The 24,898-nt window shown below is 47.1% G+C and carries 25 protein-coding genes and 1 other annotated feature; all 25 genes read left to right on the top strand.

What is annotated here, in order from left to right; genetic code table 11:
* Positions 1-466: uroporphyrinogen-III synthase (locus AC5V8P_RS08245; RefSeq protein ID WP_495473598.1), on the top strand; the 466-nt coding region annotated here is incomplete at its 5' end.
* A gap of 48 nt (positions 467-514) precedes the next feature.
* Complete coding sequence (gene hemB, locus AC5V8P_RS08240) at positions 515-1,513, top strand: porphobilinogen synthase (protein ID WP_063212776.1); 999 nt, start codon at positions 515-517, stop codon at positions 1,511-1,513.
* Positions 1,514-1,544: 31 nt separating this feature from the next.
* Complete coding sequence (gene hemL / locus AC5V8P_RS08235) at positions 1,545-2,849, top strand: glutamate-1-semialdehyde 2,1-aminomutase (RefSeq protein WP_064797475.1); 1,305 nt, start codon at positions 1,545-1,547, stop codon at positions 2,847-2,849.
* Complete coding sequence (locus AC5V8P_RS08230) at positions 2,846-3,775, top strand: RluA family pseudouridine synthase (protein ID WP_064797476.1); 930 nt, start codon at positions 2,846-2,848, stop codon at positions 3,773-3,775. The genes hemL and AC5V8P_RS08230 overlap by 4 nt, the downstream gene beginning before the upstream one ends.
* Before the next feature lie 125 nt (positions 3,776-3,900).
* Positions 3,901-5,232, top strand: a complete 1,332-nt coding sequence (locus AC5V8P_RS08225) for a LysM peptidoglycan-binding domain-containing protein (RefSeq protein WP_064797477.1) — start codon at positions 3,901-3,903, stop codon at positions 5,230-5,232.
* Positions 5,233-5,666: 434 nt separating this feature from the next.
* On the top strand, positions 5,667-8,333 hold the full coding sequence (locus AC5V8P_RS08220) for a valine--tRNA ligase (RefSeq protein WP_064797478.1): 2,667 nt from the start codon (positions 5,667-5,669) through the stop codon (positions 8,331-8,333).
* 36 nt (positions 8,334-8,369) lie between these two features.
* Positions 8,370-9,746: a bifunctional folylpolyglutamate synthase/dihydrofolate synthase gene (locus tag AC5V8P_RS08215; RefSeq protein WP_064797479.1), complete on the top strand. Its 1,377-nt coding sequence runs from the start codon at positions 8,370-8,372 to the stop codon at positions 9,744-9,746.
* Positions 9,747-9,752: 6 nt separating this feature from the next.
* Positions 9,753-11,132 carry a UDP-N-acetylmuramate--L-alanine ligase gene (gene murC, locus AC5V8P_RS08210; RefSeq protein WP_063212801.1) on the top strand — a complete coding sequence of 460 codons (1,380 nt, stop codon included), beginning with the start codon at positions 9,753-9,755 and terminating at the stop codon, positions 11,130-11,132.
* A gap of 167 nt (positions 11,133-11,299) precedes the next feature.
* Positions 11,300-12,577, top strand: a complete 1,278-nt coding sequence (locus AC5V8P_RS08205; RefSeq protein WP_064797480.1) for an SPOR domain-containing protein — start codon at positions 11,300-11,302, stop codon at positions 12,575-12,577.
* Between the two features lie 121 nt (positions 12,578-12,698).
* Positions 12,699-12,941, top strand: a complete 243-nt coding sequence (locus AC5V8P_RS08200; protein ID WP_007431701.1) for a DUF4321 domain-containing protein — start codon at positions 12,699-12,701, stop codon at positions 12,939-12,941.
* A gap of 22 nt (positions 12,942-12,963) precedes the next feature.
* Positions 12,964-13,572: a Maf family protein gene (locus AC5V8P_RS08195; RefSeq protein WP_063212783.1), complete on the top strand. Its 609-nt coding sequence runs from the start codon at positions 12,964-12,966 to the stop codon at positions 13,570-13,572.
* Between the two features lie 15 nt (positions 13,573-13,587).
* Positions 13,588-14,280: a RadC family protein gene (gene radC / locus AC5V8P_RS08190; RefSeq protein WP_081276853.1), complete on the top strand. Its 693-nt coding sequence runs from the start codon at positions 13,588-13,590 to the stop codon at positions 14,278-14,280.
* Positions 14,281-14,386: 106 nt separating this feature from the next.
* Complete coding sequence (locus AC5V8P_RS08185; RefSeq protein ID WP_063212784.1) at positions 14,387-15,421, top strand: rod shape-determining protein; 1,035 nt, start codon at positions 14,387-14,389, stop codon at positions 15,419-15,421.
* Positions 15,422-15,446: 25 nt separating this feature from the next.
* Positions 15,447-16,298, top strand: coding sequence for a rod shape-determining protein MreC (mreC, locus tag AC5V8P_RS08180; RefSeq protein WP_326403391.1), 852 nt, complete (start codon positions 15,447-15,449; stop codon positions 16,296-16,298).
* Positions 16,298-16,828, top strand: a complete 531-nt coding sequence (gene mreD, locus AC5V8P_RS08175) for a rod shape-determining protein MreD (protein WP_063212785.1) — start codon at positions 16,298-16,300, stop codon at positions 16,826-16,828. The genes mreC and mreD overlap by 1 nt, the downstream gene beginning before the upstream one ends.
* Before the next feature lie 82 nt (positions 16,829-16,910).
* Complete coding sequence (gene minC / locus AC5V8P_RS08170) at positions 16,911-17,573, top strand: septum site-determining protein MinC (RefSeq protein WP_064797481.1); 663 nt, start codon at positions 16,911-16,913, stop codon at positions 17,571-17,573.
* A gap of 3 nt (positions 17,574-17,576) precedes the next feature.
* Complete coding sequence (gene minD / locus AC5V8P_RS08165) at positions 17,577-18,374, top strand: septum site-determining protein MinD (RefSeq protein ID WP_063212787.1); 798 nt, start codon at positions 17,577-17,579, stop codon at positions 18,372-18,374.
* 344 nt (positions 18,375-18,718) lie between these two features.
* Positions 18,719-19,564, top strand: a complete 846-nt coding sequence (locus tag AC5V8P_RS08160) for a peptidoglycan DD-metalloendopeptidase family protein (RefSeq protein WP_064797482.1) — start codon at positions 18,719-18,721, stop codon at positions 19,562-19,564.
* Entirely contained in the window at positions 19,557-20,435 is an 879-nt protein-coding gene (locus AC5V8P_RS08155) for a M50 family metallopeptidase (RefSeq protein WP_064797483.1), read from the top strand. The genes AC5V8P_RS08160 and AC5V8P_RS08155 overlap by 8 nt, the downstream gene beginning before the upstream one ends.
* A 48-nt stretch (positions 20,436-20,483) precedes the next feature.
* The gene (locus AC5V8P_RS08150; protein WP_064797484.1) at positions 20,484-21,668 is read left to right on the top strand and encodes an Rne/Rng family ribonuclease; all 1,185 of its coding nucleotides are present in this window, start codon (positions 20,484-20,486) and stop codon (positions 21,666-21,668) included.
* 98 nt (positions 21,669-21,766) lie between these two features.
* Positions 21,767-21,853, top strand: a sequence feature (ribosomal protein L21 leader region).
* A gap of 13 nt (positions 21,854-21,866) precedes the next feature.
* Positions 21,867-22,178 carry a 50S ribosomal protein L21 gene (gene rplU / locus AC5V8P_RS08145; protein WP_013311592.1) on the top strand — a complete coding sequence of 104 codons (312 nt, stop codon included), beginning with the start codon at positions 21,867-21,869 and terminating at the stop codon, positions 22,176-22,178.
* 13 nt (positions 22,179-22,191) lie between these two features.
* Entirely contained in the window at positions 22,192-22,530 is a 339-nt protein-coding gene (locus AC5V8P_RS08140) for a ribosomal-processing cysteine protease Prp (protein WP_063212791.1), read from the top strand.
* 5 nt (positions 22,531-22,535) lie between these two features.
* Positions 22,536-22,853, top strand: coding sequence for a 50S ribosomal protein L27 (rpmA, locus tag AC5V8P_RS08135; protein ID WP_013311590.1), 318 nt, complete (start codon positions 22,536-22,538; stop codon positions 22,851-22,853).
* A gap of 146 nt (positions 22,854-22,999) precedes the next feature.
* On the top strand, positions 23,000-23,737 hold the full coding sequence (locus AC5V8P_RS08130; protein WP_064797485.1) for a Spo0B domain-containing protein: 738 nt from the start codon (positions 23,000-23,002) through the stop codon (positions 23,735-23,737).
* Between the two features lie 13 nt (positions 23,738-23,750).
* A partial coding sequence (gene obgE, locus AC5V8P_RS08125; protein ID WP_495473597.1) for a GTPase ObgE occupies positions 23,751-24,898 on the top strand: 1,148 nt, incomplete at its 3' end.

Raw genomic sequence — 24,898 nt, 5'->3', positions numbered from 1 at the left:
AGGACCTTTTCAGGCAGAGGGTTTGCTGGAGGCGTTTGAGCAGGATTTGCAGACAGGGCAAAGCGTATTTCTTCCAAGAGGTGATCTTGCTCGCTCCTGGTTGCCAGATCAGCTAAGGGAGATGGGACTTCATGTGACCGAGGCTGATTTGTATCAAACGGTGCTGGCGGCCAATACACAGGATGACGAACTCCTCAAACTGCTTGAGGAACGTGCCATTCATGCGATTACGTTTACCAGTTCCTCAACCGTAACCTTTTTCATGGAAGCCCTCAAACAAATGGGGATCAGTGATCCAGTGTCGCTACTGGAGGGAGTTACCATCGCTGTGATCGGCCCCTTGACGGGTGAGACAGCAACCCAAGCCGGTCTGACTGTCAGTTTGATGTCAGAGAAGGCAACCATTGAAAGCCTCATTCAATCGTTATGTGACTGGAAGCAATCAAGTACGGTTATGACATTATAAATTTTTAATTTTTACAAATGAATGTATAAAAAATGGAGGTTTATAAATATGAGCGTTCCTTTTACCAGACATCGTCGTTTGCGCCAGTCGGCTGCAATTCGCAGCATGGTGCGTGAGACGGTATTGAATCCGGCTGATTTTATCCAACCGATCTACGTAACATTTGGTACTGGAGTGAAACAGGAGATTAGTTCCATGCCAGGGGTATACCGTTTTTCATTGGATCAGCTGGAGGAAGAGCTGAAAGAAATTAGTGAGCTTGGCATTCCTGCTGTGCTCCTGTTTGGCATACCAGAAACCAAGGATAGTGTAGGGACTTCAGCTTTTGTGGACAATGGTATTGTGCAGGAGGCTACTCGTTTGATTAAGTCCCGTTATCCCGAATTGCTGGTTGTGGCAGACACTTGCTTGTGTGAGTTTACGGACCATGGACACTGCGGTATGGTGCACATGCATGAGCATGATGGTGAGGTATGTGGTGAAGTATTGAATGATGAATCGCTGGAGGTGCTGGTACGTACAGCCGTTTCTCAGGCCAGAGCTGGTGCAGATATTATCGCTCCCTCTAATATGATGGACGGTTTTGTACAGGCGATTCGCCAGGGACTCGATCTGGAAGGATTTTCACATATTCCGATTATGTCGTATTCCGTCAAATATGCGTCTGCTTTTTATGGCCCTTTCCGGGAAGCGGCTGATTCTGCACCGCAGTTTGGTGACCGCAAATCCTATCAAATGGACCCTGCCAATGCTCGTGAGGCGTTGCGGGAAGCGGAGTCCGATGTGCTGGAGGGTGCGGACATGTTGATGGTGAAGCCTTCTCTTTCTTATCTGGATGTAATGCGTACTATCAAAGATCAATTTGATCTGCCTTTGGTGGCTTACAACGTCAGCGGTGAGTATGCGATGGTCAAGGCGGCAGCTCTTCAAGGCTGGATTGATGAAAAAGCAATGGTGATGGAGATTCTGACAAGCATGAAGCGTGCGGGTGCGGATATGATTATTACCTATTCTGCCAAGGATGCGGCCAGATGGTTGAAGCAATAAGTGTATTTTTCAGAAGACAGGAGTGATTATAATGATCGACGAACAACGAACGGTACGCAAGGATACGCGTTCCAAAGCAGCCTTTGATGAGGCAAAACAATATATTCCGGGTGGCGTAAATAGTCCGGTTCGAGCTTTTAAATCCGTGGGTATAACACCGGTATATATTGATCGTGGGGAAGGATCGCGTGTATATGATATCGACGGTCAATCCTATATCGACTACGTATGTTCATGGGGACCGCTTATTATGGGCCATGCGCACCCCGAAGTGGTTAAAGCCTTACAGGCTGCTGTTGTAAAAGGAACCAGCTTCGGAGCCCCAACGCTGGCAGAAACTGAAATGGCTAAGCTCGTATGTGAGCGTGTTCCTTCCATGGACATTGTTCGAATGGTCAACTCGGGAACCGAGGCAACCATGAGTGCGATACGACTTGCACGTGGATTTACAAAACGCAGCAAAATCCTTAAGTTTGAAGGCTCTTATCACGGTCATGCGGACAGCTTGCTAATTAAAGCAGGCTCTGGTGTTGCGACATTAGGTCTGCCCGATAGTCCGGGTGTACCTGAAGTGGTGGCCACCCATACCATCACCGTTCCCTATAATGATTTGGCGTCGGTAAAGCTGGCTTTTGAAAAATTTGGCGAAGAGATTGCTGCAATTATTGTCGAGCCGGTGGCTGGCAATATGGGGGTTGTACCGCCACAGCCTGGATTTTTGGAGGGTTTGCGTGAGGTAACCCAGCAGTACGGAAGTCTGTTGATTTTTGATGAAGTGATGACCGGATTCCGAGTGGGGCTTCATTCCGCTCAGGGACGCTTTGGTGTGACACCGGATCTTACGTGTCTGGGCAAAGTCATTGGTGGTGGCCTGCCCGTAGGTGCTTATGGCGGACGTCGCGACATTCTAGAGCAAATTGCGCCAGCTGGACCCATCTACCAGGCGGGTACGCTGAGCGGAAATCCGCTGGCGATGGCAGCAGGCTATTCGACGCTTAAATTGCTGACACCGGAAGTATATGATCGTCTGGAAGAGCGGGCAGCACGGCTTCAAGCCGGATTCGAACGTAACGCGCGTGAACTGGGTATTCCTGTCACGATCAACCGTATCGGTTCCATGGTATGTCCGTTTTTCACAGACGAGAAGGTTGTCAATTTTGATACCGCTAAAACGAGTAATCAGGACCACTTCCGCCGTTACTTTACTGAATTGGTGAATGAGGGCATTAGTGTGGCTCCATCTCAATTTGAGGGCATGTTCGTATCAGGTGTGCATACGGTTGAGGATATTGATGCGACCATTGAAGCGAATTATCGCGCACTCAAACGTCTATGAGTTGGAAAGGCAACTGGAAAAGAAGAGGACCGTGGCTGGAAATCACACCAGGGCGAGAAATTGCAGCCGATGAAAATCGCGTTGAGCTTGTAGATCGCGCTGAAGCTGTGGATCGCTGGTTGCTGAACTGTCTTGGTTTACCGGACAAGCTGTGGCGCAGGCTACGGCATGAAAAAGGGATTGAACTTACAGGGGACCGGCTACGGCTGGCCCTTTTTCCTGTGTTGGACTTTGGCATTACTCCTCGTTGGTATGATTTGAAGGTTTTGTATGAAGATGATTTCTGCTTGGTCGTACACAAACCAGCGGGTATGGCGGTCCATCCAGACGGTGGTGTAAAGGATGGCCCGCTGACGCTGGATCATGCTGTCGCGTCCTACTATGAGATGAATGGCATCCATACAGCGGTACGACATGTGCATCGTCTGGATGTGGATACGACAGGCCCGGTGTTATATGCGAAAAATGAATTTGCGTTGCTCAAGCTGGACGAACAAATGAGAGCTAAGGGCATCGGCCGTCGTTATGTAGCTTTGGTACGAGGGAAAGTGCCTCGATCGCTGCGCACGTTGGATTGGCCGATTGGCAAGGATAGGCATCATAAACAGCGCCGCCGCGTATCTCCAACTGGGCAGAAGGCGGTTACCCATGTAGAAGTTGGCGAAGTATGGGGAAGTGGGCCGAGTGCGGTCAGTCTCGTGTATCTGACACTGGAGACAGGTCGGACGCACCAGATCCGCGTACATCTTAGTCATGCTGGCTATCCTTTGCTTGGGGACGTATTGTATGGCGGCCGTGCTGCTGATTTTGGCAGGCAGGCCCTTCACGGAGAGCGCCTCACCTTCTGTCATCCGCTGAGCGGCGAAACGGTAAACGTGGATGATGCTTGGCCCGATGATTTTCAAAAGCTGTATAAACAGCTATAAAAGATGGCATGCCTTCTATTTTGGCGCATATACTTGAACCTAGAAACGGTTTGCAATATGGAGTTTCCGTGCGCCTGACACGCGTCAGAGGATGTGCGGAGGCTGCCCAAAGGAGGATGCCATCCTTGAATAAACAACAGAATGATCAGCCGCAAGGCTTGCGTTTTGATATTTATGAACGCATTCATTTGACGGAGGAAGCTGCCGGGATTGCCGAGTTGGAGGAAATTGAGCTTCTGCCACGCATTCAGGTTGTAACCCACGGCGACCATGCCGCTTTGCGAGGGCATTTGCTGCTGGAGGGCGTGTACCGCACACCTGAACAGATTACGAGTGAGCTTCATCATTTGATCCCTGTGGAAATTACCATTCCACTGAACCGGGTAGGGAGATTGGAAGATATATCCGTAGAGATTGAAAATTTCGATGTGGACCTGCTCTCTTTACGCAGTCTCAACATTACAGGCGTTCTTTCTTTGCATGGGGTGGAAAGTTCACATGCAGAGGAGACGGCGGTTTGGCTGGATGATGAATTTACTGTAGTGCATGCGCCTGAGCATCCGGCTCCATCTCTTTCCGGCGATGGAGAGTATCGTCACGAAGAGACCTATTCTACCCAAGACTCGGTATTCAACAACATTACGGACCCGGAAACTTCATACACAGTAGCAGCGCAACAAGAGACAGCCTACTGGGGACATTCACCAGAAGTCCAAGGGGAACAAAAGTCATCATTGGAGCAGCAAGCTTATGATCCGATAGTAGACCCGAACCGATTTTATGAGCCGTGGACGGGAAAAGAAGTGGAAGAGAGTTCCTCTGAAGTTAAGCATCAGCAGGAGACGCCGGAAGTGTGGGCATTTCAGCAAGAGGAAGCAGGGTCGGAAGGGAACAAGCCCAAAGTATCCTCTGCATCTCCCAATGTAGCAGACGATCCTTTACTGTCTGAGACACATTCTGCCACAGAGTCGGAGATTTATCTGGAGCCGCAGTTGGAAGTAAGTCAGGGGAATGACTCTGATTTCAGGCCTGAAGCGTCAGAACAGGTAAACCATGGAGTTCAGGATACCTTTACTGAGGAAAAGCCAGAGATGCGTGTAGCGCTTAACAGTAAAAAGGATGAAGGAGCAGACGAGCCAGACCCGGTTGTCTTTTCATCATTGCTTCAATCCAGCCGTTCGGTGAAGGAAGCGGAACACCAGCAGCAGCTGGAACATGAAACGCAAGAACAGGATCAGAAAGCCGACGAAGAGCGTGAGGATGCCAAGTGGAAAAACCTTTTTTTCCATACAAAGGATGAAACGCCTTTCTGCAAGGTGCGGTTATGCATTGTACAGCGCGAGGATACACTAGAAACGATAGCAGACCGTTATCAGCTTAGCCCCCGGGAGCTACAATTGTATAACAGATTGGCAGAGCATCATGTGGAAGAAGGGCAGGTATTGTACATCCCTTGATCCGGCTGCTGAAACATGCAGCGAAGTGTTGACATCGTCAATGAGAAATGGGTGTTGACTATAGTCAATGGGAAATGTATGATGTGGTATAGTTATTGAAAGACTGAGATCGGGAAGAGTAGGCAGCAAGCCCTTCAGAGAGTGGAATTGCAGCGCTGTGAGGTTCCGCAGGAAGCTACTGGCCGAAGTCACCCGGGAGTCGCCTGTTTGAACGGTTCCTCATTTCATTCCTTCGGAAGGTAGGAGGTTCACGGTAGAATAAGGCCGGTCCGCAACCGTTATCTGCATAAAGTGTCACACCATGTGTAATGGATCCGTGGATACATACACTAGGGGTGAAACAAAGGTGGTACCGCGAGAGAACAGCCTTTCGTCCTTTGAGGATGAAGGGCTTTTTTTATTTGCCAATTGAAAAATCATGGAGGTATCCTGATATGTCAGAACAAGACAACAAGACAACCTTGGAAATGCCAACAACGTACGATCCCAAATCAGCAGAACAAAAATGGTACAAAACCTGGATGGAGAAGGGTTATTTCCGTGCCGGACAACATCCAGAGGCAGAGCCTTTTACAATCGTTATTCCACCACCAAATGTTACAGGTATGTTGCATATTGGGCATGCGCTTGACTTTACTTTGCAGGATATTATTATCCGCGCCAAACGGATGCAGGGTTATGATGCCTTGTGGCTGCCGGGCGCAGACCATGCAGGTATTGCAACCCAAACAAAGGTAGAGCAGAAGCTGCGTGAAGAAGGTCTGACTCGCTATGATTTGGGCCGTGAGAAGTTTTTGGAGAAAGTGTGGGAATGGAAGGATCTTTATCTGGACAACATTCACAATCAATGGGAGAAAATGGGCTTTTCCCTCGATTATTCTCGTGAACGTTTTACATTGGATGAGGGACTGTCCAAAGCGGTACGCGAAGTATTCGTGAAACTGTACAAAAAAGGCCTGATTTATCGCGGTAAACGCATCATTAACTGGGACCCTGCTGCACGTACTGCACTGTCGGATATTGAAGTGGAATACAAAGAGGTGAACGGAAATCTGTATCACCTGCAATATCCTTTGAAAGACGGTAGCGGATTTATTACGGTGGCTACTACACGCCCTGAAACGATGTTGGGCGATACAGCTGTTGCTGTACATCCGGAAGATGGCCGCTACAAGCACATGATCGGTAAAATGCTTGTGCTTCCAATCATCGGACGGGAAATTCCGATCATTGCAGACGACTACGTGGATAAAGATTTTGGTAGTGGCGCGGTTAAGATCACACCGGCTCACGATCCAAATGACTTTGAAATGGGACAACGTCACCAATTGCCGCAAATTACGGTGATGGACGAGACGGGAACGATGAATGCCGAAGCGGGCAAATATCAGGGACTGGACCGCAGCGATTGCCGTAAGCAAATTGTCGCTGATTTGAAGGAACAGGGCGTACTGATTCGCATTGAAGAGCATGTGCACCAGGTAGGTCACAGTGAGCGAACAGGGGTAGTTGTAGAACCTTATCTGTCCACGCAATGGTTCGTGGAAATGAAGCCTCTGGCAGCTAAGGCGATTGAAGCGCAGAAAGCGGGCAAGGGTGTAAACTTTGTGCCGGATCGCTTTGAGCGTACTTATCTGCATTGGATTGAAAATGTACGTGATTGGTGTATTTCCCGACAATTATGGTGGGGACACCGGATTCCGGCTTGGTACGACGAGGAAACCGGAGAAGTGATTGTATCGGCGGAGGACCCTACAACTTTGCCGGAATATGCCGGCAGAAAGCTCATACAGGATGAAGATGTGCTCGATACTTGGTTCAGCTCTGCTTTGTGGCCGTTTTCGACCCTGGGTTGGCCTGAGCAAACAGAGGATCTCAAACGTTATTATCCGACGAATGTTCTAGTTACAGGCTACGACATTATTTATTTCTGGGTATCGCGTATGATCTTTACCGCGCTGGAGTTTACGGAAGAGATTCCATTTAAGGACGTACTTATGCACGGCTTGGTTCGTGATGCAGACGGAAGAAAAATGTCCAAATCCCTGGGCAATGGTGTTGATCCGCTCGACGTCATCGACCAATATGGTACCGATGCAATGCGTTATATGATCTCCACCAGCAGCACGCCTGGACAAGACCTTCGTTTCCGCTGGGAACGAGTGGAGCAGGCGCGTAACTTTGCCAATAAAATCTGGAATGCATCACGTTTTGCACTAATGAATTTGGAAGGTGTCACCGCGGCAGATATAGACATTACTGGTGACTTGAGCACCGTTGATCGTTGGATTCTGCACCGTCTAAACGAAACTTCACGTGACATCACGCGTCTAATAGATGCTTATGAATTTGGCGAGACAGGCCGCCTTCTGTATAACTTTATTTGGGATGATTTGTGCGACTGGTACATTGAGTTTGCGAAGCTTTCCCTGTATGGCGAAAATGCAGAGGCGAAAAAGAAAACACAATCCGTACTTGCATATGTATTGGATCGGACACTGCGCATGATTCATCCGTTCATGCCGTTTATCTCCGAAGAAATATGGCAGCATCTTCCGCATGAGGGAGAAACGATCACACTGGCCGCTTGGCCTGTTTATGATCCTGCTTTCGAGGATAAAGATGCGGTCGCTGAAATGAATTTGCTGATCGACGTTATTCGTGCTGTACGCAATATCCGCGCTGAAGTCAACGTGCCGATGAGTAAAAAAGTTGAATTGCTCATAAAACCCGGCGATCAAGCCGTTCTTGATATCATTAACCGCAATGGGGAGTATGTGCGCCGATTCTGTAATACGTCTGAATTCGACGCGGGATTAGAGTTCACCGCTCCAGATAAAGCCATGACATCTATCGTTAGCGGCGCAGAGCTATACCTGCCGTTAGCCGGACTGCTAGATATTGCCCAGGAAATTAGCAGACTGGAAAAAGAACTTCAGCATTTGAACAGTGAAGTGGAGCGCGTGGAGAAAAAGCTCTCTAACCAAGGCTTCGTGGCGAAGGCACCAGCCAAAGTCATCGAGGAAGAAAAGGCCAAGCAAGCCGATTACTCAGATAAGCGCGCTAAAGTTATCGCACGTATTGAAGAACTCAAAGCATAATTTCACTCACAATAAAATGACCTGAAGGTGAAGAGGATGTCAGATACGACCAGGGGCGGCGACATAGCTCCTTTACAAAGTTATGATGAAGCAGTGGAATGGATTAACGGGTTAATCCCGTTTGGCATTAGACCCGGACTGGAACGAATCGAACAGCTGATGAGTAGGCTGGGTGATCCGCAACGGCATCTGAAATTTATTCATATTGCGGGAACCAACGGCAAGGGCTCGACATGTGCCTTTCTAACCTCTGTGCTAATGAAGTGTGGATACGATGTAGGAACCTTTACTTCTCCTTACATCACCCGATTTACAAACCGTTTTCAATTCAACGGGACCGATATTCCAGATGAAACGCTGGTTTCGCTGGCCAATCGCTTATATCCGTTGGTGAAAGAAATCGCAGATAGTGAGTTGGGCTCACCTACGATGTTTGAGGTATCCACAGCGTTAGCTATTTTGTACTATGCTACGGTATCTTTTCCAGATGTTGTGGTATGGGAAACGGGTCTCGGGGGAAGGATGGATGTAACTAATATCGTGAACCCTATCGTCTCGGTTATTACGAATGTCGGCTATGACCATACGGATATTTTGGGAGATACACTGGAACAGATTGCAAGGGAAAAGGCTGGGATCATCAAGCCAGGTGTCCCTGTCGTCAGTTGTGTTTCCCAGCCCGAGGCTATTCAAGTCATACGTGAAACGGCGTCCAAACAAGGAGCTACCTTGTACCTGGCAGGAGAACAATTTACGTATGAACGGCTAAATGGGGATGAAACAGGTCAGACCTTTTCATTCACGGGCCCCTTCCGGCATATGGAAATTGACATCACGTTGTTAGGTGAGCATCAGTGTTCTAATGCGGCAGGAGCCATGATGGCACTTGAAGTCTTACGTCAGTATATGGCTTTTGTATTGGATGATGAGGAATTGCTGGAGGGCTTTAGGCAAGCTGCGTGGGCAGGGCGTCTCGAACAAGTCAGTACCTCGCCGAGGATTGTGCTTGATGGGGCTCATAATCCAGAAGGGGCACAGACGCTGGCCAAAAGTCTTCCTCAAGTGTACTCGTACAAAAAATTGGTTTTAATGATGGGAATGCTGGCAAACAAGCATCATGAAGCATACTTGCAGCATATACTGCCACTAGTGGATACGCTTATCCTGACCGAGCCCAATTTTCGCCGCAAAATGAATGCCGCTGATTTGGCTCATCTCGTGGAGAAGCTGCGGCCGTCTTATGCCAAAACACATTTAAAAATTATTGTAGAAGGTGACTGGAAAAAGGCTCTGAACCTGCTTCAGTCACATACGGAAGCGGAAGATCTGGGGGTGGTGTCCGGCACGCTGTACCTTATTGCGGATGTACGGGCTACCCTTATGTATCAAACCGATTCGGAAAAAGGTTGGTGAAATTTGTTGATTACTTCGGAACATGTTCATTTTATCGGTATCGGCGGCTACGGGATGAGCGCGATTGCTCGGGTCATGCTGGAGATGGGGTATACCGTGACTGGCTCAGATGTGGCAGCACAAGAGCTGACAGAAAAATTAGCGGCAAAAGGCGCAAAAATATACATTGGACACACGCCTGAACATATTGCGGGCGCGGATATCGTTGTCTATTCAACAGCATTGTCACGTGACAATGTGGAGCGGGTGGCAGCGGAAGAATTGAATATTCCAACACTGCACCGTTCGCAGATGTTGGCTCGCTTGCTTAACGAACGTAAGGGAATTGCGGTTGCAGGTGCGCACGGTAAAACGACAACCTCTTCTATGATCGCTCTGGTTATGGAGAGATGTAACGTTGATCCAACGTATATTATTGGCGGCGAAATCACGAATTTGGGGACGAATGCCAAAGCGGGTAAAAGCGAGTTTGTCGTAGCCGAGGCGGATGAGAGTGATGGCTCTTTTCTGCAATATCATCCTTGGCAGGGCATTGTAACTAATATTGAAGCAGACCATTTGGAAAATTATGATGGGGACTTCAATCGCCTGAAAAGTGCCTACGTGCAATTTTTGAGCCAAATTCGACCGGATGGAGCAGCTATTGTATGCGCCGATGATCAGAACATCCGGGAGATGCTGCCTAAGCTTCAAACTCGGGTCATTACTTATGGGGTAGAGCATGAAGCGGATTACATGGCGACAGATATCCAATTAGGTGATCGCCGATTAAGCTTTACAATGAACCGTAAGGGAACAGCTCTCGGAACGATTGAATTATCTGTACCGGGTAAACATAACATGTATAATGCGATGGCTACTGTGATTTCATGTTTGGAAGCAGGGATTCCATTTGAGCAAATTGCTGCAACTATTGTGGAATTTCATGGAGCGAAACGCCGGTTCCAGGTGCTAGGTGAAGGCAATGACATTTTGATTATTGATGACTATGCGCATCATCCAACGGAGATTGAAGCTACGATCAGTGCAGCTAGAGCAACTGGCAAGCGTATAATTGCCGTGTTCCAGCCACAACGCTACAGTCGTACCTTCTTCCTGCTGGATGCGTTCAGCCGTGCGTTTAGCGAGGCTAGTGAAGTGATCATTACCGATATTTATTCACCAGCGGGAGAAAAACAGATTGAAGGTGTGCATTCTTCCAAGCTCGTGGATTTAATCGTCCAAAACAGCAATGCGAATGCAATCTATTTACCGACCAAAGAAGCGGTGATCGAAGAGCTGAAAGATCGGTTACAGCCGGGTGATCTCGTGTTGACGATGGGAGCAGGAGACATTTGGAAAGCTGGCGATGCGTTAGCACGCCATCTTCGCGGACAACAAGTGTAATACGTATTAGCAGCAGCTATTACACTAATGAATTTTAGATATTTTGAAGGGTATTCCGAACACGAAAGTGGCGGGATACCCTTTTTTTGTAATGTAGGGACATAATTCCTTGCTTTAACTCATACAACAAACTATGAGAAAGTATGGGACAAGGAGGGAGTGCATCCATGAACAAGGCCAAGATGACATTCCGGTTCGATCAACAGTTGCCAGAGACAAGCCGGGAGGATAAGCAACAGGTGCTTCCGTACAAAAGTGAGATGTTTACGAACGGACAGCGTGACACGATTAAAGATACGAAGTTATGCCACGATGATGAGCTTTTTCAAACGGATAACCAGCGTGAAGGAATGGAGCGGACTAGCAGGATAGAGAACCATAATCGAACAACACAACATTCAGAGCCCAGTAAGCCTATGGAGACGAATAAAAAGAGTGCAAGTAGGCTCTTTACTCCAGCATTGAGGGTACAGGAGGGGTGGGACGACCCTTTTGGTCGTTCGGCCGCTTCCTGGTCAGATGCGGACGTTCTACTGGAAAGTCTGGAAGAGGATGAAACTGAGGCTGAGGAGGCTTATTATTCCGGTCAAAAGTATAGAAAGCGTCCACCTCACCCTTCTCGATGGAGATTAATCGGTTCTGTGGCCAGTGCGTTGGTGACTGGAGGGATGTTTGGATATATTATGTTGTTACTGTTTAACGGAGGGGGTATGATTCCGGGGGCTAATACTTCTGCTGATGAAGCTGTACCCGTTTTTAAAGAATCTGTGGGTGTCGATACAATGTCTGTGAAAGATAATTCTACCCCTGTCACCGTTGTAGCGGCTCAAGTGCCGCCACAAACCTATTACTTGCTGCAATATGGGGTTTTCAGCACCCCAGAGCGGGCTTTACAGGCAAAGGAAGAACTGTCGAAGGCAGGCATTGCAGCAGGAGGGGATAGCGAGGATCAAAATCGGGTATATGCAGGAATATCGCCGGATAGGGAGCAAGCCAAGTTGCTCAGCAATCAATTGAAGACACAAGGGGTGGAGTTATATGTCCGCGAACTCGAATTACCTGGATTCGAAAAAGCGGCTTATGGAGGCAATGCTGATAAACTCACTACCTTTTTTCAGTTAAGCAGCTCATTAGTAGGGAAACTGAGCGGACTTTCCTCAACTTTGCTCAGAGAAGCAGGTTCAAATGCGGTGCCAGTCTCCGACATGAACGAGTTAAACAACCTGCATCAGCAGTGGACACAAAATATCGCTGCACTTCCCACCGGTCTGCCCAAGGAAGCGGCTGCCTCCGCCAGCTCACTTGAAAAGGCGATGAACAGCGCAGTCGCTGCACTTGGGGAATATAACAAGAATACAGCCAAGGAACACATTTGGGAGATTCAGTCCTCCATGATGGAATATGTTTTGCGTGAGAAGGAATTTATCCAGTTCATAAAACAATAGATTAGCCATACTTTCCGGCAAGGAACTGGAAATAGTTCCCCATGCCGGATTTCTGTTTGTATTGCAGTACAAATCACCGTATAATAATGAAGGTGTCAAAAAATGGCGAGGGAAGATCAGGATGAAAAAAAATGTAGGAATGCTTATACTGTTTTTGTTGCTCGGTTGGCTTTTGGGTGCCTGGATTGCTAAGGCCCTTCAATCGTTCAAAGTCCTTTCCTTTCTGACCCACCCCACTACGATATCTTGGTCGCCGAGAGCGGATCTGGATATTATTAGCTACAACATAACGATAAATTTTGAATTGAGCCTGCTTAGTCTGATCGGCATCATCGCCGCATTCTGGCTGTACCGCAGGCTCTAACTGATGAAAAGGAGCTTCCCTTATGGACGGGAAAATTACGCCCCGCATTATTCTGGCATCGACTTCACCAAGAAGGAAGGAATTACTCTCATACTTGAGACTCCCCTTTGAGGTGGTGCCGAGTCATGCGGATGAAAGCACGCCTGAGAGCTGGACGCCTCAGCAAATCGTGGAGACCCTTGCGGCTCGTAAAGCCGAAGTGGTCGTGCGCACCGCCGCACCGTCCGAGGAAGCTGGATTGGTGATTGGTAGTGACACGATTGTTGTGCTGGAGGATTCGGTATTGGGCAAGCCTGTTGATCATGCGGATGCGGTTCGCATGTTGACTGCACTGCAGGGAAGAACACACCGTGTGTACACCGGGGTAGCCTGCATACATACCGGAACCGGCAAGATGCTTGTTAGACATCGCCAAACGGAGGTCACAATGAAGCCTTTAAGCCAAGAGCAAATTGTGGCATACGTAAATACTGGTGAACCGTCTGACAAAGCAGGATCGTATGGCATTCAAGGCATGGGTGCTACGTTGGTGGAATCTATTCAGGGTTGTTATTTTAACGTCGTAGGATTGCCGCTTTCCTTGCTGTCGGACATGCTGTCCGACTTTGGAGTGAATGTGTTGCGTCCATAAAAAGGGGATAAACATATGCTGGAGTCGCAAATACTGATGCTTCGCGACCTCCCCCATGAAGAACGACCAAGAGAGCGCATGATGACATATGGGGCGGAAGCCTTGAGCAACGCGGAGTTGCTAGCGATACTACTGCGTACAGGAACACAAAATGAATCATCTGTGCATTTAGCGCAGCGTATTTTGCAGCAGGCAGGGAGTTTGCGTCAACTGGTGGATATGAGTCTGAGCGAGTTGACCCGGATTAAGGGCATTGGAAATGCTAAAGCGATACAGCTAAAAGCGGGTATCGAACTGGGGCGTCGATTAGCATTGTCACGCCATTTGGAGACCCCGGTAATTAGCTGCCCGCGGGATGTGGCAGATCTATTGTTTGAGCAGCTTCGCTATTTGCAGAAAGAGCATTTTGTATGCCTGTTTCTAAATACCAAAAACCATGTCATTGCTCAGGAAACACTATCTATGGGTAGCCTGAATTCCGCCATCGTGCACCCTCGTGAGGTATTTCGGGCTGCAATTAAATGCAGCAGTGCTTCGATTATTTGCGCTCATAACCATCCGAGCGGTGATCCGAAGCCAAGCCCGGAAGACGTCCAATTGACTCGCCGCCTGATGGAAGCGGGCAACATCGTAGGCATCGACGTGCTTGATCATATTGTGATCGGGGACGGGACCTTTGTGAGTTTGAAGGAACAAGGTCTGATATAATATAATATTTAAATCAAACATTTAACACACGACCGGTAAACCGGCCTGAATAAACCGTTTATACAGGGATAACAGATTTCAGGGAAGAGAAAAGGAGATTAACATCATGCTGGGTGGCTTTACAAAAGATTTGGGAATTGACTTGGGGACGGCAAACACGCTTGTATACGTAAGAGGGAAGGGAATTGTGGTTCGTGAACCATCTGTAGTCGCTTTGCGTACGGATACAAAAACCATTGAGGCTGTTGGGGAATCTGCGAAAAAAATGATCGGTCGTACACCGGGAAATATCCGTGCGATTCGTCCGATGAAGGATGGAGTCATTGCCGATTTTGATACGACTGCAACGATGATTAAATATTTTATCCGTCAGGCGCAAACACAACGTTCTTTGTTTCCACGTCATCCGAACGTGATGGTTTGCGTGCCTTCGGGCATTACTGCTGTGGAGCAGCGCGCTGTTGAAGATGCGACCAAGCAAGCAGGCGCAAGAGAGGCGTACACGATTGAAGAGCCGTTTGCAGCGGCAATTGGTGCTGATTTGCCGGTATGGGAGCCTACAGGCAGTATGGTTGTCGATATCGGTGGAGGTACAACCGAAGTTGCGGTTATTTCCCTGGGGGGGATCGTAACTAGTCGTTCTGTACGTGTAGCTGGCGACGAAATGGACGAGTCCATCATCCAATACGTGAAACGTCAATACAACCTGATGATTGGAGAACGGACTTCTGAGCAGTTGAAAATGGAAGTTGGTTCAGCTATGCCGTTAGAGCAAGTGGAAACATCAGAAATTCGCGGACGCGATCTGGTAACAGGCTTGCCGAAGACCATTACGATTACCTCCGATGAAATTAGCGAAGCATTATCAGATACAGTTAATGCGATCGTGGATGCGGTCAAAGTAACATTGGAAAAATGCCCTCCCGAGCTGGCAGCGGACATCATGGATAGAGGAATTGTCCTGACGGGTGGTGGAGCACTACTGCGCAACCTGGATAAGCTGCTGGCAGGTGAGACTGGAATGCCAGTGATCGTGGCAGAAAATCCTCTGGATTGTGTGGCAATCGGTACAGGTAGAGCGCTGGAAAATATCCATTTGTTCAAATCGCGCAGCAGTTCTGCCGTCCGTTCCAAACGTTGAATCGGGGGTGTAGGAACTGTTTAAGTTGTTTGGCAATAAAAGACTATTTATTCTATTAATTGGGATCGTTCTGTTTATTGCCCTTATGGGGATTACACTTGGACAGAGAAATTCCTTAACCTGGCCCGAGAAGTTCGCCAGAGATTCAATTGGCTTTGTGCAAGGTATCTTTTACAGGCCCGCTTCAGCAATAGCGGGCTTCTTTAAAGATATCGGTAATATGCGTAGTGTTTACGAAGAAAATGAACGGTTAAAAATAGCCGTGGCAAAGCTGACTCGGGACCAGATTCAGACTCATAATTATGTTGAAACCAATGCCAGATTACAGAACGAACTGAAGTTCACCCAAACGCAAAAGGCGAAAAATAATTATGATTATCGTGTTGCTCAAGTGAACAGCGTTAGCAATGATTCCAAAACACTCGTGATTGATATTGGCGAGAAGGACGGAGCCAGAGTTGGTCAGGAAGTCAGTTCACTTGAAGGATTCGTTGGAGTCATTAGCCGTACGGGGAATTTTACGTCCACCGTTACGCTGTTGACTACATTGGATCCTAAAAATCCGAATTCTTATGCTATTGCCGCGACAGTCTTGGGTAAGGAAAATCAATCGTTTGGTATGATTGAAAGCTATGATCCGGGTACGAACAGATTTCAAATGACTCGCATTGAAGAGAAAGATCCAATCGCAAAGGGCGATCAAATTATTACGTCTGGTGCGGGCGGGAAGTTCCGCAAAAACCTAATCATTGGAACAGTGGAGAAAATTCAGGTTGGAGAATTCGGCCAAACACGGACAGCGATTATTAAGCCTGCAGCCAGCTTTGTGGATTGGAAAGAACTGCTCGTCCTTTACACTCCTGAGGTACCGGAATAATGAAGATGCGCGGTCAGGTTCTAATACTGCTGCTGTTTGTACTGTTTATAGCCGAAGGAACGATTCTTCCATGGCTTCTCCCGGATAGCTGGCATCCAAGAATGGTCCCAAATTTTGTGTATGTCGTAATTCTGTTTGTATCTGTGTACTACAGTCGTCATACAGCATTGGTACTAGGTATTGTTTTCGGACTTATTCATGACGTAGTATACTACGGGTTTATTATCGGCCCTTATTCTTTTGCGATGGGATTGTCTGCATACTTATTGGGGCTTGTGTTTACAGCTAGACGTGCACCGATGCCGATTATGATGGCGGCCGTGTTGATTGGTAGTTTTCTGCTGGATTCTATGCTTTTTGCTATTGATCAGCTGTTCCAGCTGAATCATCAGACTTTTAATTGGGCACTTGCCCAGTATATGATTCCTGATTTATTTATCCATTTTCTGTTCGCCCTCATCATCTATGTCCCCGTTCGCAAGCAATTACAGCGGTTGGGTACTCGTGTGAAAAAGGAAGAGGCTGTCTAGGCCTTTTTACACACATTTTGTCCGGGTTAGCAGGGATTTGACGTCCCGGGGACGAAATGATTGAAATAGGAGGGACAGGCTAATGGCGGTGAAATCGAATCATGTCACGATTAAAGGCATCAAAGATGGCCTGGTATTCCTGCTTGACGATCAATGCGAGTTTGAGGATTTGCTGGGTGAGCTGCGTTTTAAGCTGGAGCACAGTCATCAAAATATTCTAACAGGCCCGATCATTCATGTGGATATTAAGCTGGGAAGTCGGGAAGTAACTGAGGAACAAAAGGAAAGTATTCTGGAGATTTTGAAGCAGAAGGGGAACCTGCTTATCCGGTCTGTAGAATCACCTGGATTGCCTGCGGTAGTACAGGGCAAGCCCCCCATTCACACGGTGACAGGAATTATCCGTTCAGGACAAGTGCTTCATCACAATGGAAACTTACTCTTTTTGGGAGATGTCAACCCGGGTGGAATTATAACTTGTACCGGTGATATTTATGTCCTCGGCGCCCTGCGGGGTATGGCGCATGCAGGGATGGCGGGAAATAGTGAAGCGATTATCGCGGCCTCCTATTTTGCACCAACGCAGCTGCGAATTTCCGAAATGATCAGCCGTCCACCAGATGAATGGGAGACGCGTGAATTCGGCATGGAATTTGCGTATCTCAAGGATGGCGCTATGCAAATAGATAAAATGAGCAATATTGTGCGTCTGGGCCGCGATTTTAACGTGTTCAAAGGGGTGTAGCACATGGGAGAGGCTATCGTCGTCACTTCAGGAAAAGGCGGCGTCGGCAAAACGACGACGTCAGCCAATATAGGAACAGCGCTTGCACTGCTCGGTAAAAAGGTGTGTTTGGTGGATACGGACATCGGTTTGCGTAATCTAGACGTTGTGATGGGTCTGGAAAACCGGATTATTTATGACCTAGTTGATGTAGCGGAAGGTCGTTGCCGTCTGAATCAGGCACTGGTTAAGGACAAGCGTTTTGAGGAGCTGTATATGCTGCCGGCTGCTCAAACCAAGGACAAGAGTGCGGTTACGCCGGAGCAGGTTAAGGATATTATTTTAGAGCTTAAGAAGGATTTTGAATATATATTGATCGACTGCCCTGCGGGTATTGAGCAAGGCTTTAAAAATGCCGTTGCCGGTGCGGATCAGGCTATTGTGGTGACTACTCCAGAAAATGCTGCTGTACGCGATGCGGATCGTGTAATTGGTTTACTGGAAAGTTCACATGTGATATCACCTAAATTGGTGGTTAACCGCATACGCAATAGTATGGTTAAATCCGGAGATATGCTAGATATTGATGGGATTTTGCAAGTACTTAGCATAGATCTTATTGGGATTGTACCGGATGACGAAATGGTAATTAAAGCAGCTAATACTGGAGAGCCTACGGTTATGAATCCTGATGCACAAGCTGCGATTGCCTACCGGAACATTGCGAGGCGCATCTTGGGTGATACGGTGCCTCTTATGCAGCTGGACCAGAAGAAGAGCGTGATGACACGCTTTAAGAAGTTTTTTGGTATGGGCGGATAAGAAAGCAGGAAATTGCTGATGGTAGTTGCTCGGTCCTTTCTGGTGCGAATTTTTCACAGACTTTCTAGGCAAGTGTTACAGAAGCGTTCATTTGTAATACTAGACACTTAAATAAGTAACAACTTATTTAAGTGTTTTTGGTTTGTTTTTTTAATTTCTATGATTCTGGTTTGCAAAATTTTGGGTCATTACATAAATATCTTAAATACAAAACAAAACATATCCGGTGCGCTAGCGCCGGTTTTTTTGGTTTTTAGGGTATGTAATCCCTCACCGGACAACATAAGTTGAAGCCCGTCCTCATAAGATGTAATAAACTTACCTCGCTGAGGGGGCGGAACAGTATGGATAAAAACTCCGGAATCAAGCGGCGCAGAAAAGAACGTATACAGCAGCTAATCGAGGGAAACAAAGCGGAGGCGTATTCCTTAGGCATAGATCAGAATCGGTATGAGTACAGAGAAATGAAATCGATGCCTGTAGTCAGTGCCAACTCACTTAGAGACCCGGAAACCGAGTGGAAAAATGATCGACAACGATGGCAGCAATCTTTTGGGGCAAATCGTGGTCCGTCTTTTTGGAGTTCCTTTTGGCGTAGAACTGTCATAGCATCATTGTTATTCGGAGTGGTATGGGGCTTATTTCGCTGGGATATTCCCTATGCAGTTAATGTGAGAATGTTTATCGCGGATGCCTTGAATAAGGACATGGATTTTGCAGCCGCCGGACAATGGTATAAAACTTATTTTGACGGAGCTCCTTCCTTTTTGCCGATTTTTGGCGAGCAGCATGAAACGAATCAGGTAAACGCAAGTCGAAAGGGTTCCCCACCTATTGAAGGCAATATAACACAGCCATTTGTACTAAGCCTTAAAGGGGTAGAGATTACGCCGAATGTTACCGATAACGGGGCAATCGCTGTTAAAAGTATAGATGCAGGACGTGTATTAGACGTAATAAATCATCCCAAAAGTGGGATTTCAGTTACCATTCGTCATACTGGTGGTATCACAGCAACTTACGGAAGACTTTCACGCTCTACCTTAAAAGTGAACGATTGGGTTCAGGAGGGAGAAGAGATCGGTGTATTGCCAGCAAGCCACGGTGGTAGTGAGGCGGCAACTTTATTTTTGGCAATTCAAAGAGGGGATCAATACATTGACCCGTCGGAAGTGGTAGCCCTTGATTAATGTCCGAGGGGTAACCTTATCACTGCATCCACTGTTTGTACTAGTTATGCTGACCTCTGTATTAACTGGACACTTTATCGAGATCATGACCTTATTTACACTGGTGTTTATACATGAGCTAGGTCATGCGACTGCTGCATCATTATTAGGGGCGCGGCTGCTTTCCATACAGATGTTACCCTTTGGAGGAGTGGCTGTCATTGAGGATCAGGGGAAGCTTAATGCGTGGAAGGAGATTATCATTGCCCTGGCGGGACCCCTGCAAAACGGAATCATGATCATTATCCTGTTGTGGCTTAGGAATGTGAACGGGGTGGAGCATGCTTATGTAAATTATATTATTCAGGGAAACGCTGTTATTGCATTGTTTAATTTGTTGCCCATTTTACCACTTGATGGTGGTAAAATATTGCAATCATTGATTAGCATATTCTTTTCCTATCATCGCACATTAATATGGACTTTTAGAGCCAGTATCGTAACAAGTCTGCTATTTTGCCTGTATGGTATTTCGCCATTATTAAGGCAAGGTGAACCTTTACATTTAAATCTGCTGGCGGTAGGGATTTTTTTGCTTTATTCTAATATTGTGGATTATCGAAATATCCCTTACCGTTTTATACGTTTTTTGTTGGGGAGGGACGAGCTTTTTTACCGCGAAGCGGCTAAGGGAAGCATTGCTATCCCTATAGTATCCCTACCCATGAAACATTTGGAGCCTGTTTTGCGTCTTTTCAGAAGAGATCGATATCATATGGTTTACGTTATGAATGAACAGGGACGGATTGTAGCTGTATTGCCGGAGCAACGACTTATACGCTCTTATTTTGCGGCACGCCCGCCAAATGGTGGAGAACCCAAGCCAAAATGATGTTTTATGAATTGAGGAAAAGGCTGTATTTAGAGAGGTTGAAAAACCATGAAGCAAATGATTGTACAATGCCAACCGCAGATCACCCAAATGGCACTGTTGGAAGAGGGACGATTGGTTGAATATGCGGCTGAACTACCGCGAAAACGTGGAATCCTAGGTTCTTTTTTTAAAGCGAGAGTGGTCAATGTGCTACCTGGTATGCAAGCCGCCTTTGTTGACATTGGACAGCGAAAGAATGCCTTTTTGTATGTAGATGATGTACTTCATGCCCATTTGGACAAGCAGCCAGAGGTAAAGCCGTCCATTTCTGAACTGTTAAAGGTGGGGCAGGAAATTGTAGTACAGGTATTAAAAGAGGCAGTTGGCAGCAAAGGAGCCAGAGTGACCACTCATTTTTCACTTCCGGGCCGCTGGATTGTATACATGCCCCGTGCTGATTATGTGGCTGTATCCAAGAAAATTGAGCGTGAAGGAGAACGTGCCCGTTTGAAAGCAATGGGAGAACAGCTACGCACGGGTGAGGAAGGGCTCATAATTCGTACGGTTTCAGAGGAAATGAGTATAGAGGCGATTGAAAATGATCTGAATCAACTACGCAAGCAATGGGCGGCTATTCAGCGTAAAGCGGGTGAACACTCTGCACCCTGTGAATTGCACCGGGATTTGAGTATCGTTCAACGTTTAATTCGCGATGTGTTTACACCGGAGCAGGATGAACTGGTCATTGACAGTGAGGAGCAGGCAAAAGATGCAGAAGTAATGCTGCACCAGATCGGTTCTGCGAAAGCGCATGTCAAGATATTTCGTAATGCAGAAGAAACCATTTTCAAAGCTTATGGCATTCATGAACAGTTGGAACGCGATTTTGCGCGAAAGGTATGGCTACAGGGTGGCGGATACATTGTCATTGATCATACGGAGGCATTGACTGTCATTGATGTGAATACTGGGAAGTTTACTGGAGGCAGTAATCTGGAAGAGACGGTGACCCAGACGAACATTGAAGCGGCAGAAGAGATTGCCCGCCTCGTACGTGTGCGTGATATTGGAGGTATTATCATCATTGATTTTATCGATATGGAACAAGAGGAGAATCGTAGGGAAGTATCATCTGTGCTGGAGGCAAGATTGAAAAAGGACCGGACCAAATCATATGTTGTCGGTTGGACGCGGCTGGGTTTACTGGAAATGACCCGTAAAAAAGTGCGTGAAGAAAAGACGCTCGTATAAAATGATGCTTAATCAAATATTATTTCAAAACTAAAGGTTGAATGTGTACGAACCTTGTGCTACAATCATTTAGTATGTGTGATGCGTAAGATTGGCTGCACATGCTGTAACCGCTCCAATCAGGTACTGAAGCGCAGTATCCTAAGGAAACTGCCACCTGCTATTAGGCGAGTCTGAGACATAAGGAGGTGCAAGCAAATGTACGCAATTATTGAGACAGGTGGTAAGCAATACAAAGTTCAAGAGGGCGATGTATTGTTCATCGAGAAGTTGGAAGCTAATGATGGTGAAACTGTAACGTTCGATCGTGTTCTGGCAGTGTCCGGCGACAATGGCTTGACAGCAGGTACACCGCTTCTTTCCGGAGCTTCTGTAACAGCTAAAGTTGAGAAGCATGGTCAAGGTCAAAAGGTCATCGTATACAAATACAAACCTAAAAAGAACTACCATGTGAAGCAAGGTCATCGTCAACCGTACACGAAAGTGACGATTGAAAAAATCCAAGCGTAAGAGGGTGCGATAAGTGATTATCGTGCGTATTACACGACTGGAGGATGGCAGCATACAGGGGTTTTCTGTTAAAGGCCATGCGAATTTTGCTAAATCTGGCGAAGATATCGTATGTGCTGGTGTTTCAGCGGTAACAGTAGGAACTGTCAATTCGATTGGAGCTCTTACAGACGTTGAAATGGAAACAGAAATGGAAAACGGCTTTTTAAGCGCGTATCTTTCTCCTGAAAGTTATCATGATGCGAACGCACAGGTTCAACTGTTGTTGGAGTCCATGGTGATTATGCTGACAAGCATTGCTGAATCATACGGTAAGTATATTCAAATAGAAAATAAACAAAGAAGGAGGTAGACATCATGTTGAAATTGACATTGGATCTTCAGTTATTCGCATCGAAAAAAGGTGTAGGTTCCACGAAAAACGGACGTGACAGCAGATCGAAACGTCTTGGAGTGAAACGTGCTGACGGTCAAGCAGTTACCGGCGGTAGCATCTTGGTTCGTCAACGCGGAACGAAAATTCACCCAGGCACGAACGTGGGCATCGGTAAGGACGACACTCTGTTCGCGAAAGTGGACGGCGTTGTGAAGTTCGAACGTTGGGGCCGTGATCGCAAAAAGGTGAGCATCTACCCGATCGACGTTGCTCCAGTAGCAGCTACTGTAGAAGCTTAATAGCGGCTTAGACACGCTGAAAAGCCTCCGGCACTTTTGTCGGAGGCTTTTTTGCATGATGGTAATGAACTGGAAAGTTAGTCTGTGCTATACTGGGTTAAGGTTGTTGATTAATCCATTTAATTATCGCAGAACGGAGAGAAGCTATGTTCCAGCGGATAAGAGCGCCTTATCTGGCGTTGGGTTCCATTCTGATTCCTTTGGTTTTTTCACTGCTCTATCCCAAAGCATTAACGATTATCATACTAGCTGTGTGGGCTGTAGCTGCTGCTTGTTTTAGTATGAGGTATACACAAAAACAGGTTGAACATGAGCGAAAAGCTGCTTTGCGTTCTTTAGAGCGTACAGCGATAGCGACGCTTAACCATCATCGGCATGATTGGATGAATGATTTGCAGGTGCTTTATGGCTATATTCGTATGAATAAGCATGATAAATCAGCTGCTTATGTGGAAACAATAAAAGGGCGGGTGTCGGAAGACAGTAAAATATCTAAGCTAGGGATTCCCTCGCTGGTGTTTTACTTGCAGTCTTTTCGCGTGAACGCCGGAAATTTACAGTTGTCGGTACAGGTTGAGGAGGAGTTAAAGTTAGACGCTGTCATGTCTCCCGAAGACGGCGAGTCGCTTGCCTCGGCCGTCATACAAACGGTGCGTGCGTATCAATATGGCGGGGGCCGGTCGTCCTGGGGAGAAGTGCGCAGATTGACACTTTATTTTGGTATGGATCAGAATGATGTTATCGTCCGTTTTGAAGGAAGTGATATACCTGCTGATTTAAATACACTAAAGCAGGTCAAATCCGTACTCGGAAGTGAACGCCTTCGAACAGAGAAGCTTCCTACAGGGAATATGCTTCAAATTCGAATGCAGTGCCAGACATAAGGAAGGTGTAACCATGTTTGTAGATAAAGCGAAGATTTTTGTTAAAGGCGGTGACGGTGGAGACGGATTAATTGCGTTTCGCCGTGAGAAATACGTTCCTAATGGCGGCCCAGCTGGTGGTGACGGAGGGAACGGTGGAGATGTGATTTTCCGTGTAGATGAGGGTTTGCGTACCTTGATGGATTTTCGGTATCAGCGGCATTTTAAAGCCCAGCGCGGAGTAAAAGGTCGTAACAAAAGCCAACACGGAGCTAACGCAGAGCACATGATCGTCCGTATACCACCGGGAACAGTTATCATTGATGATGATACTGGTGAAGTATTGGCTGATATGACGCGTCATGGTCAACAGGTTGTGGTAGCTAAAGGAGGACGCGGAGGACGTGGTAATATTCGTTTTGCTACGCCGAGCAATCCAGCGCCTGAACTGGCTGAAAACGGTGCGGAGGGACAAGAACGTTACATTACGCTTGAGTTAAAAGTGATGGCTGACGTAGGTCTCGTCGGATTCCCTAGTGTAGGAAAGTCTACCTTGTTGTCGGTTGTATCTTCGGCAAAACCCAAAATTGGCGCATACCACTTTACAACGATTACCCCAAATCTGGGAGTTGTGGATGTGGGCGATCAGCGGAACTTTGTAATGGCCGATTTGCCTGGTTTGATTGAAGGGGCCCATGAAGGCACTGGACTGGGGCATGAATTTCTGCGTCACATTGAGCGGACGCGTATTATTATCCATGTCGTGGATATGGCTGGCTCCGAAGGGCGTGACCCGTTTGAGGACTGGACAAAAATCAACGACGAATTAAAGCTATATAATGCAGGACTAGCTGAGCGTCCACAAATTGTGGCGGCCAATAAAATGGATATGCCTGAAGCTGAAGAAAACCTTGTTCATTTCAAAGAGCAGGTTGCTGCGATACGTCCTGACCTTGAAATTATGCCTATTTCCTCTCTGACACGTCAAGGTGTAAAGGAACTGCTCTATCGGGCTGCTGATCTCTTGGATCAAATACCGGACGAGCCAGTTGTTGAGGAAGTAGCAGAAGTCAGTGAACGTAAGGTGTTCAAATTGGATACAGCTGAAGACGAGGGCTTTACGATTGTACGTGAAAACGACACATTCGTGGTGCACAGTCCCAAAATTGAGCGCATGATGAA

The sequence above is a fragment of the Paenibacillus sp. N119s genome (genome assembly GCF_059447605.1).
This window is presented reverse-complemented; position numbering and strand designations above follow the sequence as displayed.